The organism is Brachybacterium sp. ACRRE (assembly GCF_022346485.1).
In the GTDB taxonomy this organism is placed as follows: domain Bacteria; phylum Actinomycetota; class Actinomycetes; order Actinomycetales; family Dermabacteraceae; genus Brachybacterium; species Brachybacterium halotolerans.
Genome location: NZ_JAKRMO010000079.1, coordinates 1 through 14434 on the forward strand (window position 1 = coordinate 1; position 14434 = coordinate 14434).

The window sequence follows — 14434 nt, forward strand, 5'->3', positions numbered from 1 at the left end:
CTTCCCGCCCGCCCCGCACACCGAAACGAGGTCCTCATCGTGAAGGCACTCGCAGCGCGTCGACACCACCCTCTGGCGTTCGTCGCGATCCTGCTGCTCGCGCTCGTCGCGACCGGCGGCCTGTACGCCGCGTTCCAGCCGCGCAGCGCCCAGGCCGAGTCGTACTCCCAGGACGACGTCGACAAAGGCGAAGAGCTCTTCCTGGCCAACTGCGCGAGCTGCCACGGCACCAACGCGCAGGGCATGCAGGACGACTCGGGCAACACGCTCGGCCCGTCGCTGATCGGCGTCGGCGCGGCCGCCGTCGACTTCCAGGTCGGCACCGGCCGCATGCCGATGCAGAACTCCGGTGCGCAGGCGTGGCGCAAGCCCCCGCAGATGAACGACGAGCAGACCCGTCAGCTCGCGGCCTACGTCGCCTCCCTCGGCCCCGGCCCGTCGGTCCCCGACGAGGAGGCGCTCAGCTCGAAGGACGCCGACCTCGAGAACGGCGGCAACATCTTCCGCGTGAACTGCGCCATGTGCCACAACGCGGCCGGCGCCGGCGGCGCCCTGACCCGCGGCAAGTTCGCGCCGTCGCTCAGCGGCGTCGAGTCGAAGCACATCTACGAGGCCATGGAGACCGGCCCGCAGAACATGCCCGTCTTCAACGACGACAACATCTCCGCCTCCGACAAGCGCGACGTCGTCGCCTACCTCAAGGCGCTCGATGAGCAGGGCTCCCCCGGCGGCATCTCGCTGGGCTCCTTCGGTCCCGTGACCGAGGGCCTGTACGCCTGGACCATCGTGCTCTCCCTCCTCGTCGGCTGCGCCGTGTGGCTGGGGGCGAAGGCGAAGTGAGCGACCACGTGAACGAGAACCGCGAGTCGGAGGCCAGCACCTCCTCGGTGAGCACGATCGCCCCCAAGGAGGGCGGCGGCTTCCCGAACCCGGGTCTGCCTCCCCACATCCACCGTCAGGCCGACGAGAACCCGCGCGCCGAGAAGCGCGCGGAGCGCATGGTCGCCGCGATGTTCGTGCTCTCCGTGCTGGGCACGGTCCTGTTCGTCGCCAGCTACTTCATCTTCACTCCGCTGGGGACGAACCTGCTGGGCACGCCGGGCACGCTGCACGCGGTGCGCTGGTCCAACCTGTTCACGGGCCTCGGCCTCGCCGTGGCCGTGTTCTTCATCGGCGCGGCCGCGGTGCACTGGGCCAAGACCCTCATGCCCGACGAGGAATGGGTCGAGGAGCGGCACCACATCGAGGGCTCGGACGAGACCCGCGAGGTCGCCGCGTCGATCATCACCGACGGCCTCGAGGAGTCAGGCGTCGGCCGTCGCCCCGTGATCGTGACGGCCATGGTCGCCGCGCTCACCGCCCTGCCGATCGCGGTGCTCGCGCCGCTGTCGACCTTCGGCCCCCTCCCGGGCAACAAGCTCCACCACACGTTCTGGAAGAAGGGTCTGCGGATCACCCGCGACACCGACGGGACCCCGGTGAAGGCCTCCGAGGTCGCCATGAACTCGATCTTCCACGTCATGCCCGAGGGCCTGACCGAGGACATGGAGGACTACCTCGAGCAGCGCGCGAAGGCCGCTGCGGTGCTCATCCGCATCGACCCGGCGCTGGGACAGAACCAGGAGAGCCTGGACAACGGGTACCAGGGCATCCTCGCCTTCTCGAAGATCTGCACCCATGTGGGCTGCCCGGTCGCGCTGTACGAGCAGCAGACCCACCACATGCTGTGCCCGTGCCACCAGTCGACGTTCGACGTCACCGACGGCGCGAAGGTGATCTTCGGCCCCGCGCACCGCCCGCTCCCGCAGCTCCCGATCGAAGTCGACGCCGAGGGCTACCTCGTCGCCGGCGGCGACTTCCCCGAGCCCATCGGTCCCAGCTTCTGGAACCTGCACAAGGACAAGTGATCTGATGGCGACCACGACTCCCACCCGTCCTCGCACGGAGGCCCCTGAGGACTCCGGCTCCGAGGGCCGCATGCTCAAGCTCGGCGCCGTCGGCGGCGACTGGCTGGACCGCCGCGTCTCCGGCGCGGGCCTGGTCCGGTTCTTCGGGCGCAAGATCTTCCCGGACCACTGGTCCTTCATGTTCGGCGAGGTCGCGCTCTACAGCTTCGTGATCCTGCTGATCTCGGGCACCTACCTCACGATGTTCTTCGTCCCCTCGATGGACGAGGTCGTCTACAACGGCATCTACGCGCCTCTGCAGGGCGCCCACATGTCGAAGGCCTACGAGTCCACCCTGCACATCTCGTTCGAGGTCAAGGGTGGGCTGCTGTTCCGGCAGATGCACCACTGGTCCTGCCTGGTGTTCATGGTCGCGATCTTCGTGCACATGTTCCGCGTGTTCTTCACCGGTGCGTTCCGCAAGCCCCGCGAGCTCAACTGGCTCGTCGGCTTCGCCCTCATGGTCCTGGGCATGGTGGCCGGCTTCACCGGCTACTCCCTCCCGGACGACGTCCTCTCCGGCAACGGCCTGCGCGTGGTCGACGGCCTCATGAAGGGCATCCCGATCGTCGGCACCTACATCTCGATGCTGCTGTTCGGCGGGGAGTTCCCCGGGCACGACATCATCCCGAGGTTCTTCACGATCCACATCCTGCTGGTCCCCGCGGCCATCCTGGGTCTGATCGCGATCCACATGGTGATGCTCGTGCTGCACAAGCACACGCAGTACCCCGGCCCGGGCCGCACCGAGCGCAACGTCGTCGGCTTCCCGGTGTTCCCGGTGTACGCGGCGAAGGCCGGTGGCTTCTTCTTCCTGGTGTTCGGCATCATCACGCTGATCTCGGCGACCACCGCGATCAACTCGATCTGGGTCTACGGACCGTACGACCCCTCCCCCGTCTCGGCGGGCTCGCAGCCCGACTGGTACATGCTCTGGACGGACGGCGGCCTGCGACTCATCCCGGGCTGGGAGTTCACGATCTTCGGCTACACGGTGTCCCTGAACATCCTGCTGCCGATGGTGGTCTACGGCGGCCTGCTGGCATTCCTCGCCCTCTACCCCTTCATCGAGTCGTGGGTGACGGGCGACGACCGCGAGCACCACCTCCTGGATCTGCCGTACAACGCCCCGGTCCGCACCGGCATCGGCGTCGCCTGGATCACCGAGTACCTGATCCTCGCGATGGCCGCCACGAACGACCTCATCGCGGTGAAGCTCCACCTCTCGATCAACGACCTCACGTGGACGTTCCGCATCGCGTTCTTCCTGGCACCGGTGATCGTCTTCTACATCACCAAGCGACTGTGCCTGGCGATGCAGCGCCAGAAGCGGGACCTCGCCCTGCACGGCGAGGAGACCTCCAAGGTGGTCCGCATGGAGAACGGCGAGATGATCGAGATCCACGAGCCGCTCAACGAGTTCGACCGCTGGGTCCTGGTCCAGCACGACGACTACCGTCCGCTGAAGGCGGGCAAGGGCGTCTCGTCGCTGCGCGCCGCGGCCACCTCGTTCTTCTTCAAGGACCAGCTCGCCCCGGTCACCCCGACCGAGCTCCGGGAGGCCCTCGAGCACGCGGGCCACGAGCGGCACAAGATCGACGAGCTCACCGGCGGCGACTACCGCACACCGGACGTGCGTTCGCACTGACGCACGAGCTCCCCGACGTGAGAGGGCCCGGACGGCATTGCCGTCCGGGCCCTCTCACGTCCCGGCCGTGCTCCCCGGGCCCCTCGCGCCCCGGCGCGATCGGCTGCCGTCGAGTGCTCCGCGCGCGCGGCGCCTCGCTCCGGGGGACGATACGGGTCATCACCAGGGCGCGTACGCGGTGATCAGCTCTCCCAGGGCGAGCTCGGGTCGCGTCCATGCGACCTCGTCCGAGAGGCGCGCTGCAGGCGGACCGTCGACGTGCGCCGGTGCCCGGGCGGCGTCGCGACGAGCGGCCCTCCCACGGGACCGCACTGCTTCCCGCGTTCGCCCGCCCAGACAGCGCGTCTCCGCGTCCCCCGCGCCTCCGCGGCTCCGCGTCCCCGCGCTCCCGTCGCTCCGTGGCTCCGAGGCTCTGCACGTCCGCCCCGCCGCGACTCCCTGCGGCAGAACGACGAGGGCCCCGTCCGTCTGCCTGCGGGAGCAGGGAGACGGACGGGGCCCTCGAGTGGGGATCCCCGGTCTCGGGGGGGGGCGTCGCACGGCACGGGGACGCGCGACGACGGCACTCAGCGAGCGGGGACGGGTGCGCCCTCTCTCGCCGTGCCGGGGCCGCCTGAGGCGGTCGCCGGGCTCTCATCGATCCGCGTCCTCGTGGACGAGGCCGCCGAGCGCAGGCTCAGGAGCAGGTCCACGTGACGAGGCGCCGCGCCGAGCACGGTGGAGACGTCGTCGGCGAGCAGCTGACGTGCGCCGGCGACGACCCACGCCGTCTCGGCGTCCTGGCTCGTGCTCACCGACGCCTGCACCCACGGCGAGGACGTCGCGCCGCTCACCTGGACGGAGGCGTCGAGGACGCCGGGGATGCCCTCGACGTGCTCCGCGAGCGCACGCTCGAGCACGGACGGTGCGAGGGTGCCCAAGGGCCTGCTGCCCTCCGCGGTGATCCTCAGCGGCACGGTGGGGGTCCGCCGAGGCACCTGGAGCACGAGCAGCCAGATCCCGACGATCACGGCGAGCACCGCGACGACGCAGGCGACCGGGAGGATCCACGCGTGGTGGGCCTCCGCGAGCGTGGCCGGTGTGGAGTCCCCGTGCGGGAGCACGGCGTCGGCCCCTGGCCAGCGCCCGGCCAGATCCAGACGGCCGGCGGCGAGCCAGAGGCCCACCAGCAGGGCGATGATGCCCGCAAGGACGAGCAGGAGCCTGTTGCGGGCTCCGGAGACGGAACGCATACGCCCTCCTCCTCTCAGTCGATCCGACGCATCCGCACGCGGATGCTCGGCATGGTGTCGGGACGGAGCTCGGCGGCGGCGGCCTCCGCGGCCTCGCGCACGCCGGACTCCACAGGTCCGACCTCGTCGACGACGGTGCGGGCGTGGACGCTGACCGTGCGCCGGCCGACGTCGACCTGGGTGCTCTGCACGCCGTCGACCTCCTCGGTGCGCGCACGCACCCGTCCCGCCAGGTCACGGCGGGAGATCACGGTGCTGCCGGGGACATCGTCCTCGAGCAGCCGCATGCGCGAGCGCCCGCCGGGGAGGATCGCGGCGAGGACCATGAGCAGGCCCAGGACCGCGAGCACGCAGCCGGTGACGAGCACGGGGGTCGAGTCCAGCCGCAGGGCGCCGAGGTCGGCGATCGCGGCGGACGCCGATGCGGGCCATGAGCCGTCGATGACGAGGCTGCCGAGCGTCCAGACGCCGAGCCCGCCGAGGACGAGCAGGACGAGCGCGAGGAGCACGACGGGCGCCGTGCGGGCGGGCCGACGGTCGAGGCGGCGGGGTGTCGTCATCATCGCAGGGCCCTCCTCGTGGTCTCGGGGTTCAGCCAGGAGATCTCGACGTCCATGCGTCCGACCTCGAGGCCCGTCAGGGTGCTCACCGTGCGCTCCACGTGGGAGCGCAGCTGCGCGAGCACGTCGTGCAGCGGTGCGGGGAAGGCGACGCCGACGTCGAGGCGCAGCACGGCCGTGCGGCCGTACAGGTCGCAGTGGACGGAGGGCCTGGTGTCGAAGTCACGGCGTGCCCCCACGCCCAGCACTCCCCCGGCAGACGATCCGATGTGCGGGACCTCGCTCGCGGCCTGCTCCGCGATCCGCGCGACGACGCGTGCGGGCACCGTCGTGGTGCCGCGCGACTCCACGGAGCTCCCCGTGGTGCCGGACGCCGCCCCGGGTGCGGACGACGGATCGGTCTGCCCGTCCTGCGACCAGAGGTCGGTCCCCGATGTGGTCGCCTCCTGCAGGGACGTCACGGTCACCGCCTCCAGCGGTCGGTGAGCCCGCGGATCTCGATCCGTCCGTCGATGACCATGCCGACGGCGAGGCCGATGGCACCGAACACGAGGACGAGGAAGAACTGGCCGAACGATCCGAAGGCGAGTGCGGCGCCGAGCAGGAGCCCGACGAGCACGGCGAATTGTGATGTCTTCATGTGTGCTCCTCGATCAGGGGCGGGCCGGGCGTCCTGCCCGGCCCGCCGAGGGTCTGCGCCCGACGCAGGTCAGCGTCCGGCGCGCAGGTGCGCTCAGCGCAGGTCGCTGCTGCGCTTCTCGCCGCCGGACTGCTCGTCGTCCTCGTCCGGGAGGTGGACGTCGACGACGTTGACGTTGACCTCGATGACCTCGAGGCCCGTGGCCTTCTCGACCTGCTCGATGACGTTGCGACGGATCGCGTTGCCGACCTCGACCACGGAGGCGCCGTACTCCACGACGACGGTGACGTCGATCGCGGCCTGGGTCTCGCCCTTCTCGACACCGATGCCGCCGGTGACGTTGGTCTGCGAGTTCGGGATGCGGTCGGTGACGGCCGAGAAGGCCCGACGCATGGCATTGCCCATGTCGTAGACGCCGGGGACCTCGCGGGCGGCCATGCCGGCGATCTTCGCGACGACCGTCTCCTCGACGGTGGTCACACCGCGGTCCGTCTGCAGGGGCCCGCGGGGAGCGGCGGTCTGCTCCTGGTCCTGCTGCTTCTCCTCGGCCTCCTGGGCGCGTGCGGCGGAGCGCTCGCGCTGCTGGCCGGTCTGAGGGATGGATGCGTTGCTCGCCATGAGTTCTCCTCGGTTCGGGCCCGGATCCTCCGGGCCGTTCTCAGTGGACACCAGGAGGACGTCACCGCCCGCCGGTCCCTCACGACGAAGCCTATGTGATGCCGCTCACCCATGGGGCGCGGCCGCTCAGCGCAGCCGCCTCGATCGAGGCTGTCGGCCCGCGGCGTCGCCGGGGTCCTTCTCGAGATGGGCGACCAGCCAGCGCGCGGCACCGGGCGTGAGTCGCGGATCCTCCGCTCGCAGCGCCCGGCTCGCGCGCAGCGGTGACCCCTCGGGGTCGAGACCTCGTCGCGCGAGGACGCCCCGCGCCCATGCGCGTGCACGCTCGAGCGCTCCGTCGTCCGCGAAGATGCCCCGCACCACGAGTCCCGCGTCCTGGACCTCCCGCGGCAGGCCGCCGATCATGCGTCTGCGCAGCGCCATCTCGTGCCCCCGTTCCCCGAGCTCGTCGCATCGACCTTCCGTGCGCCCGGATCGTGGGGCCATGATCGCACGCACGCAGCACGACGGCCCGCCCACCATGTGGTGGACGGACCGTCGAGGGGTGCGCGCCTCCCGGACCCTCAGGGGGCGGGGCGCCTGGTGATCAGTGGGCGTGCTGGCCGCGGGAGAACTCCATGACCCAGCCGACGACGCCGACGATCACGAAGACCGAGCCGATCGCGAGGATCCACCAGCCGGCCGCGACGCCCAGGAACGCGAGGCCGCAGCCGATCCCGGCCCAGAGCGGCCACCAGCTGTACGGGGCGAAGCTGCCCTGCACGCCGGCCTCGTCGGAGACCTCTGCCTCGAGGTTCTCCTCGGCGCGGTCCGGGAACCGCTTGGAGGCCCAGGTGAGGGTCGTGGCGATCATCGCCGCGAGCAGGGTCGCCATGAGTAGCGCGGGGAAGCCTGCGGTCTCGATGCCCAGCGGGGCGTACCCGCCGGTCCAGACGCCGTAGACCACGCCGACGACGAGGAAGAACGCGGCGAGGATCCAGAAGATCAATGCAGTGGTGCGCATGTGTCAGTTGCTCCTCGGGTTCTTGGTCGGCTCCTCCGCCAGCAGATGCGACTGGGCGCCGACCTCCGGGTGGTGCAGGTCGAAGGCGGGTCGCTCGGAGCGCACGCGGGGCAGCGAGTGGAAGTTGTGGCGCGGGGGCGGGCACGAGGTCGCCCACTCGAGCGAGGCGCCGTAGCCCCAGGGGTCGTCCACCTCGATCTTCTTCTTCTGGACGTGCGTGATGACGACGTTCAGGAGGAAGGGCAGCGTCGAGGCGCCGAGGATGAAGGCGCCCACGGTGGAGAGCTTGTTCATCCAGTCGAATTGGTCCTCGGCGAGGTAGTTCACGTAGCGGCGGGGAGCTCCCTCCACGCCCAGCCAGTGCTGGATGAGGAAGGTCATGTGGAAGCCGATCATGAACATCCAGAAGTGGAACTTGCCGAGCTTCTCGTTCAGCTTGTACCCGAACATCTTGGGCCACCAGAAGTAGAAGCCCGCGAACATCTCGAACGCGACCGTCCCGAACACCACGTAGTGGAAGTGGGCGACCACGAAGTAGGTGTCAGAGAGGTGGAAGTCCAGCGCCGGGCTGGAGAGGATCACGCCGGTCAGACCGCCGAAGAGGAAGGTCGTGAGGAAGCCGAGCGAGAAGAGCATCGGTGTCTCGAAGGTCAACGACCCTCGGAACATCGTGCCCACCCAGTTGAAGAACTTCACGCCCGTCGGCACCGCGATCAGCATGGTCATGAAGCTGAAGAAGTTCAGCATCACGGCACCGGTCGTGTACATGTGGTGCGCCCACACCGTGACCGAGAGGGCCGCGATGGAGATCGTCGCGTAGACGAGGGTCTTGTAGCCGAAGACGGGCTTGCGGCTGAAGACGGGGAAGATCTCGGTGGCGATGCCGAAGAACGGCAGGGCGATGATGTAGACCTCGGGGTGCCCGAAGAACCAGAACAGGTGCTGCCAGAGCACCGCTCCGCCGTTCTCCGGGTCGAAGATGTGCGCTCCGAACTTCCTGTCGGCGCCGAGGGCGAACAGCGCGGAGGCCAGGGGCGGGAAGGCCATGAGCACCAGGAGCGCCGTGATCAGCACGTTCCAGGTGAAGATCGGCATGCGGAACATGGTCATGCCCGGCATGCGCATGCAGATGACCGTGGTGATGAAGTTGACCGAGCCCAGGATGGTGCCGAAGCCCTGGAGTCCCAGGCCGAAGACCCACAGGTCACCGCCGAGGCCCGGCGTGAACGTCGTGTCCGACAGCGGGGCGTAGGCGAACCAGCCGAAGGAGGCGGCGCCCTGAGGGGTGAGGAAGCCTGCGAGCACGATGAGCGAGCCGAACAGGGTGATCCAGAAGGCGAACATGTTCAGACGCGGGAACGCCATGTCGACGGCGCCGATCTGGAGCGGCATGAAGTAGTTCGCGAAGCCGTTGAACAGCGGGGTCGCGAACATCAGCAGCATGATCGTGCCGTGCATCGTGAACAGCTGGTTGTACTGGTCCTTGGAGACGACCACCTGCAGACCGGGCTCCCAGAGCTCGGCGCGGATCATCAGGGCCAGCACGCCGCCGATGCAGAAGAAGCTGAACGCCATGGCCAGGTACATCAGGCCGATCACCTTGTGATCGGTCGAGGTGATGATTCGGACGAAGTTCCTGCCCAGCGACGTCTCGCGGGTGGGCTGGTGAACGGCCGTCGCGCGCGTCGGCGCGGCGGGGACCTGGGTGCTCATTTCTGGACCTCATCTCCCGTGCGGCCGTTGGCCGCGTCGTCCTTCTCGCGCATGTTCCAGTCCTCGAGGTTCCTCGAGAGGTCCACGGAGAGCTGACCGGTGTTGCCCTTGTCGCGCAGATCCTTCATGTGCTGGTCGTACTCCTCCTGCGAGACGACCTTCACGTTGAAGAGCATGTCCGAGTGGTACTCGCCGCAGAGCTCTGCGCACTTGCCGGCGTAGGTGCCCTCACGGGTGGGGGTCACCTGGAAGGTGTTGGTGTGCCCCGGGAACATGTCCTTCTTGTAGAGGAAGTCCGGGATCCAGAACGAGTGCACGACGTCGCGCGAGTCCAGGTCGAAGCGCACGGTCTGGTTCACCGGCAGGTAGAGCACGGGCAGCGACTCCGCCGCCCCGGGGGTGCCGGTCTCGAAGGACTGCACTCCCGCGTCCTCGTGGACGTCGGCATCCACGTAGTTGAAGTCCCAGCTCCACTGCTTGGCGACCACGTTCACCGTGACGTCGGGCTTCGCCGAGGTGTCCTCGATCTCGCCCACGTCGCGCTGGGTGAAGTAGAACAGCGTCATGATCATGACGACCGGCACGAGCGTGAAGATCATCTCGATCGGCATGTGGTAGCGCAGCTGCACGGGGTAGCCCGTGTCGTCCTTCCGGCGCCGGTACGCGATCGCGCACCAGATCGCCAGGCCCCACACGACCAGACCGACGAGCACGAGAGCGGTCCAGGAACCGGTCCACAGCTGCGTGATGCGCTCGGTCTTGTCGGTGATCTGGACGCCGTCATCGGCACCGGGGAGGAAGCCGCGCTTCTGCTCCGCGGTGCAGCCGGACAGCGCGAGCATCGCCGGCGCGAGTACGGCCGCCACGCGGCGCAGGCGCCGGCGGCGTTGTGTGGCCTGGGGGATCACAGGATGACCTTCCACTCGTCGGCCCTCCGGGAGGAGGCGCGGCGTGCTGCCTGCTGGGGGCAGCGCGTCGCACGCGCGGGGAGGGCGGGTGCTTCGCGGGTCGGGGCAGACCCGGGGACGTGCGTCGTGAGCGACCCGGACGCGGCGGCGTCGAGCAGGCCGGCGGGGGCGGGACCCTCACCGTCGGCGACAGCTGATCGCATCACGCGGGACGAACATGACGGCACAGCGTCATCATACGTGTTTCCCGGACTCGGTTCAGCATTCAGGTTCCGGTGTCGTCGGGGGTGACGACGTGCACAGACGCCGACGGGCCCGCCCTCGCTCACATGCGGAGCGGGGGCGGGCCCGTCGTGCTCCCGCGCGATCGCGCGGGACGCCGACGCGGACGTCAGCTGAAGGAATCCCCGCAGGCGCACGAGCTGCCCGCGTTGGGGTTGTCGATCGTGAAGCCCTGCTTCTCGATCGTGTCGGCGAAGTCGATCGTCGCTCCCGCGAGGTACGGGGAGCTCATGCGGTCGACGACGACCTCGACGCCGTCGAAGCCGACGGTCGCGTCGCCGTCCATCAGCCGCTCGTCGAAGTAGAGCTGGTAGATCAGGCCGGAGCATCCGCCCGGCTGCACCGCGATGCGCAGTCGCAGGTCGTCGCGCCCCTCCTGCTCGAGCAGGGACGTGACCTTCGCCGCGGCCTCGCCGGTGAGCGTCACGCCGTGCGCGGGGGCCTCGGTGTCGATGGTGGTGGTCATCTGGGTTCCTCCTCACTGCAGGTGACCCCAGGCTACGCCTCGCCGGGCGCGACCGGGGACAGCGTCCGTCACGTCACATGGCGGGCGGCGCGTCAGCCGCGCCGCCTCTCGAGCCCCGCCGCGCCGCGCAGCAGCAGCGCCTCGGCGAGGCACACCTTGGCGAACTCGCCCAGGTGCAGGGACTCGTCGACGCCGTGGGCGCGGGAATCGGGGTCCTCGACGCCGGTGACCAGCACCTCCGCCCCGGGGAACACCTCGAGGAGATCGGCGATGAACGGGATCGACCCGCCGAGGCCCGTGTCCACGGGATCCGTGCCCCAGGCGTCGCGGAACGCGGAGCGCGCGAGCCGCATGGCCGGGGTGTCCGTGGGCGCGAGGAAGGGTCGGCCCTGCTCGCCCCGGGCGATCTCGACGACGGCCCCGCGCGGGGCATGGGACTCGAGATGCGCGACGAGCGCGTCCATGGCGGCCTGCGGATCCTGGCCCGGCGGGATGCGCAGCGAGATCTTCGCACGGGCCGCGGGCACGAGGGTGTTGGAGGCGTCGCGCACCGACGGGGCGTCGATGCCGATCACCGACAGCGCGGGTGCGGACCACAGGCGCGACGTGATCGATCCGGTGCCCGCGAGGTCCTGCCCCTCGAGGATCCCGGCGTCGCGCCGGTAGTCCGCCTCGGGCATCTCGACCGCGGGAGCCTCCGCGCGCACGAGCCCCTCGACGGCGACGTCGCCGTTCTCGTCGTGCAGCGTGGCCACCAGACGTCCCATCTGGGTGAGCGCGTCCAGGACCGGCCCTCCGAACATGCCCGAGTGGACGGCGCGCTCGAGCACGCGGACGGTCACGGTCAGGTCGACCACGCCGCGCAGGCTCGTGGTGAGCGCGGGCGTGCCGACGGCCCAGTTCGCGGAGTCGGCGACGACGATCGCGTCGGCCTCGAGCTGGTCGCGGTGGGCCTCGATGAAGCGCCGGAAGGTCGGGGATCCGGCCTCCTCCTCGCCCTCGACGAAGACGGTCACGCCGACGCCGAGCTCGGAGAGCTCCTCCCCCACCAGGCGCAGCGCGGTGACGTGGGCCATCACGCCGGCCTTGTCGTCGGCCGCACCGCGGCCGAACAGCCGGTCGCCCTCGCGCGCGGGCGTGAAGGGATCGGTGGTCCATGCCTGGGGGTCGCCCGTCGGCTGGACGTCGTGGTGGGCGTAGAGCAGCACGGTGGGCAGGCCCTCGCGGGCCGGACGGCGGGCGATGACGGCGGGGGCGCCCTCGTCGACGTGGGTGATGGTCACCTCGGGCATGCCGGCGTCGCGCAGCAGCGCCGCGACGGCCTCGGCGCTCTCGTGCACCGGGGTGCGGTCGTACCCGGGGAACGCGATCGACGGGATCCTCACCAGGGCCGAGAGGTCCTCGATCGAGCGCGGCAGGATCTCCTCGAGGCGCGCACGCAATCCCTCGACCTGCTCCTGCGTCGCGGCGGGTCCGCCGGCGGCGCCGGCGTCGAGGGCGGAGTCGGCGCCGGCTGCGGGCTCAGGGGCCGCGGAGGGATCGGACGGACGGGCGGTGTCGCCTTCGAGGGCGGGTTCATGGGACATGGCTCCCACGGTATCTCCGCGCGGGGCGACCACGGGCCCCCGGCCGTGCGTCGCTCCGCCGGGCCGCGCCCGTCGTCGCGGATGGTCGGGGCCGGGCCGCGCTCCGCCTAGACTGGAGGGGTGAGTCCCCGCAACACGTCCGATGCCGACACGTCCCCCTCGCCGCGCCGCCGCGGCCGCAGCCGCGGGGAGGTGCCAGGCGTGACCTCGTCCCCCGAGGGCGACCCGAGCGGATCCACCGGGAAGGGCCGTCCCACCCGCACGCGGAAGGAGGCCGAGGCCGCCCGTCGGCGTCCCATCGTGGAGACCGACCGCAAGGAGGCCCGGCGCCGGGACCGCCAGGCCGCCGCGCAGGAGCGCCAGCGCTCCCAGCAGGCCCTGATGTCGGGCGACGAGGCCAACATGCCCGCTCAGCACCGCGGGCGGGACCGCAGCTTCGTGCGCGACCTGGTCGACGCGCGGCGCAACATCGCGGAGTTCTTCTTCCCGGTCGCCCTGATCCTGATGATCGTGGCGCTCGTGCTCCCGCTGGTCATGCCCGGCCTCTACACGTCCATGAGCGTGATCATGCTCGTCGTGCTGTGGGGCGGGATCCTGCTGTGCGTGGTCGACTCGCTCATCCTGCGCCGCAGGATCCGCGCGCGCCTGACCGAGCGCTTCGGCGAGGTCCGCCGGGGGCTCGTGGGGTACGGGATCATGCGTTCGCTGCAGATCCGCCGCTGGCGCCTGCCGCGCGCGCAGGTGCGCCACGGCGAGGACCCGCGCTGATCATTCCCTCTCCCCCGCCCCCGGCGGGCGGATGACCGGGCCGATCACGCACAGGGCGCCGGCACCCCGAGGGGTGCCGGCGCCCTGTGCGTTCCGCGGGCGGAGCGGACCGGCCCGGAGTCAGGCCTTCCCGGAGGGAGCGGCCCCGTCGGCGCCGTTGCTCGCCTCGGCGTCGTTCTTCGCCTCGGCGTCGCTCTTCGCGTCAGCACCGTCCTTCGCCTCGGCGCTGCGGGGCTTCGCGTCGACCCCCGCCTCCTTGCGCTGCTGGGCGGTGATCGGAGCGGGCGCCTGGGTCAGCGGGTCGAAGCCGCCGCCGGACTTCGGGAAGGCGATGACGTCGCGGATCGAGTCGGTGCCGGCGAGCAGCGCCGCGATGCGGTCCCAGCCGAAGGCGATGCCGCCGTGGGGCGGGGCCCCGAAGGCGAAGGCGTCCAGCAGGAAGCCGAACTTCTCGCGCGCCTGCTCCTCGTCGATCCCCATCACGCGGAAGACGCGCTCCTGCACGTCCTGCTGGTGGATGCGGATGGAGCCGCCGCCGATCTCGTTGCCGTTGCAGACGATGTCGTAGGCGTAGGCCAGCGCGCTGCCCGGATCCGTGTCGAAGGTGTCCATGAACTCGGGCTTGGGCGAGGTGAACGCGTGGTGCACGGCGGTCCAGGCGCCCGAGCCGACCGCGACATCGCCCGCGGCGACCGCCTCGCTCGCGGGCTCGAACATCGGCGCGTCCACGACCCACACGAAGGCGAAGGCGTCATGCTCGATGAGGCCCAGGCGCTCGGCGATCTGGTTGCGCGCGGCGCCCAGCAGGGCGCGCGAGGACTTCGGCTCGCCGGCTGCGAAGAACACGCAGTCGCCCGGCTGCGCACCGACCTGCTTCGCGAGGCCCGCCTTCTCCTGGTCCGAGATGTTCTTGGACACGGGGCCGGTCAGCGTGCCGTCCTCCTGGACGAGCACGTAGGCCAGGCCCTTGGCGCCGCGCTGCTTGGCCCACTCCTGCCAGGCGTCGAGCTGGCGGCGGGGCTGGGAGGCGCCGCCGGCCATGACGACCGCGCCGACGTACGGCG

16 protein-coding genes are annotated in these 14434 nt (G+C 70.6%); 4 read left to right on the top strand and 12 right to left on the bottom strand.

Translation table 11 applies throughout. The annotated features are described in order from the left end of the window. Positions 1-39 precede the first annotated feature (39 nt). From MHY49_RS17070 to MHY49_RS17080, 3 genes are read left to right on the top strand one after another with little or no spacing between them, the layout of a single operon-like run. Positions 40-840: a cytochrome c gene (locus MHY49_RS17070; protein ID WP_200500541.1), complete on the top strand. Its 801-nt coding sequence runs from the start codon at positions 40-42 to the stop codon at positions 838-840. Next, entirely contained in the window at positions 837-1907 is a 1071-nt protein-coding gene (locus tag MHY49_RS17075) for a ubiquinol-cytochrome c reductase iron-sulfur subunit (RefSeq protein ID WP_228358591.1), read from the top strand. The genes MHY49_RS17070 and MHY49_RS17075 overlap by 4 nt, the downstream gene beginning before the upstream one ends. 4 nt (positions 1908-1911) lie before the next feature. Continuing rightward, positions 1912-3594, top strand: a complete 1683-nt coding sequence (locus MHY49_RS17080) for a cytochrome bc complex cytochrome b subunit (RefSeq protein WP_239206153.1) — start codon at positions 1912-1914, stop codon at positions 3592-3594. Positions 3595-4160: 566 nt separating this feature from the next. Here MHY49_RS17080 and MHY49_RS17085 read toward each other — a convergent pair. From MHY49_RS17085 to MHY49_RS17135, 11 genes are all read right to left on the bottom strand, one after another. After that, complete coding sequence (locus tag MHY49_RS17085) at positions 4161-4826, bottom strand: hypothetical protein (RefSeq protein ID WP_239206155.1); 666 nt, start codon at positions 4824-4826, stop codon at positions 4161-4163. 14 nt (positions 4827-4840) lie between these two features. Continuing rightward, positions 4841-5389, bottom strand: a complete 549-nt coding sequence (locus MHY49_RS17090; protein ID WP_239206157.1) for a DUF6286 domain-containing protein — start codon at positions 5387-5389, stop codon at positions 4841-4843. Next, the gene (locus MHY49_RS17095) at positions 5386-5847 is read right to left on the bottom strand and encodes an Asp23/Gls24 family envelope stress response protein (protein ID WP_239206159.1); all 462 of its coding nucleotides are present in this window, start codon (positions 5845-5847) and stop codon (positions 5386-5388) included. Before MHY49_RS17095 ends, MHY49_RS17090 begins: the two co-directional genes overlap by 4 nt. A 2-nt stretch (positions 5848-5849) precedes the next feature. After that, positions 5850-6026, bottom strand: coding sequence for a hypothetical protein (locus MHY49_RS17100; protein WP_193636253.1), 177 nt, complete (start codon positions 6024-6026; stop codon positions 5850-5852). Between the two features lie 93 nt (positions 6027-6119). After that, a complete protein-coding gene (locus tag MHY49_RS17105; RefSeq protein WP_239206161.1) occupies positions 6120-6644 on the bottom strand; it encodes an Asp23/Gls24 family envelope stress response protein in 525 nt (174 codons plus the stop codon). 126 nt (positions 6645-6770) lie between these two features. Continuing rightward, on the bottom strand, positions 6771-7067 hold the full coding sequence (locus MHY49_RS17110; RefSeq protein WP_239206163.1) for a hypothetical protein: 297 nt from the start codon (positions 7065-7067) through the stop codon (positions 6771-6773). Positions 7068-7230: 163 nt separating this feature from the next. Next, positions 7231-7647, bottom strand: a complete 417-nt coding sequence (locus MHY49_RS17115; RefSeq protein WP_239206165.1) for a cytochrome c oxidase subunit 4 — start codon at positions 7645-7647, stop codon at positions 7231-7233. A gap of 3 nt (positions 7648-7650) precedes the next feature. Continuing rightward, on the bottom strand, positions 7651-9360 hold the full coding sequence (gene ctaD, locus MHY49_RS17120; protein WP_239206167.1) for a cytochrome c oxidase subunit I: 1710 nt from the start codon (positions 9358-9360) through the stop codon (positions 7651-7653). Then, a complete protein-coding gene (gene coxB / locus MHY49_RS17125; RefSeq protein WP_239206169.1) occupies positions 9357-10268 on the bottom strand; it encodes a cytochrome c oxidase subunit II in 912 nt (303 codons plus the stop codon). Before coxB ends, ctaD begins: the two co-directional genes overlap by 4 nt. Before the next feature lie 391 nt (positions 10269-10659). Then, a complete protein-coding gene (erpA, locus tag MHY49_RS17130; protein WP_200500532.1) occupies positions 10660-11016 on the bottom strand; it encodes an iron-sulfur cluster insertion protein ErpA in 357 nt (118 codons plus the stop codon). A 92-nt stretch (positions 11017-11108) separates the two neighbouring features. Beyond that, positions 11109-12602 carry a dipeptidase gene (locus MHY49_RS17135; protein WP_239206171.1) on the bottom strand — a complete coding sequence of 498 codons (1494 nt, stop codon included), beginning with the start codon at positions 12600-12602 and terminating at the stop codon, positions 11109-11111. A gap of 201 nt (positions 12603-12803) precedes the next feature. Here MHY49_RS17135 and MHY49_RS17140 point away from each other — a divergent pair, with 201 nt between their 5' ends. Further along, a complete protein-coding gene (locus tag MHY49_RS17140) occupies positions 12804-13370 on the top strand; it encodes a DUF3043 domain-containing protein (RefSeq protein WP_228358600.1) in 567 nt (188 codons plus the stop codon). A 120-nt stretch (positions 13371-13490) separates the two neighbouring features. On the opposite strand, the gene MHY49_RS17145 is transcribed toward MHY49_RS17140, so the two are convergent. Next, on the bottom strand, positions 13491-14434 hold a 944-nt coding region (locus tag MHY49_RS17145), incomplete at its 5' end, for an amino acid--tRNA ligase-related protein (protein WP_304502687.1).

Bases quoted from the DNA above. Each gene is read 5' to 3' on its own strand.
- ctaD (WP_239206167.1), bottom strand. From the start codon at position 9,360: ATGAGCACCCAGGTCCCCGCCGCGCCGACGCGCGCGACGGCCGTTCAC.
- erpA (WP_200500532.1), bottom strand. From the start codon at position 11,016: ATGACCACCACCATCGACACCGAGGCCCCCGCGCACGGCGTGACGCTC.
- MHY49_RS17085 (WP_239206155.1), bottom strand. From the start codon at position 4,826: ATGCGTTCCGTCTCCGGAGCCCGCAACAGGCTCCTGCTCGTCCTTGCG.
- MHY49_RS17100 (WP_193636253.1), bottom strand. From the start codon at position 6,026: ATGAAGACATCACAATTCGCCGTGCTCGTCGGGCTCCTGCTCGGCGCC.
- MHY49_RS17115 (WP_239206165.1), bottom strand. From the start codon at position 7,647: ATGCGCACCACTGCATTGATCTTCTGGATCCTCGCCGCGTTCTTCCTC.
- MHY49_RS17105 (WP_239206161.1), bottom strand. From the start codon at position 6,644: ATGGCGAGCAACGCATCCATCCCTCAGACCGGCCAGCAGCGCGAGCGC.
- MHY49_RS17110 (WP_239206163.1), bottom strand. From the start codon at position 7,067: ATGGCGCTGCGCAGACGCATGATCGGCGGCCTGCCGCGGGAGGTCCAG.
- MHY49_RS17080 (WP_239206153.1), top strand. From the start codon at position 1,912: ATGGCGACCACGACTCCCACCCGTCCTCGCACGGAGGCCCCTGAGGAC.
- MHY49_RS17090 (WP_239206157.1), bottom strand. From the start codon at position 5,389: ATGATGACGACACCCCGCCGCCTCGACCGTCGGCCCGCCCGCACGGCG.
- MHY49_RS17135 (WP_239206171.1), bottom strand. From the start codon at position 12,602: ATGTCCCATGAACCCGCCCTCGAAGGCGACACCGCCCGTCCGTCCGAT.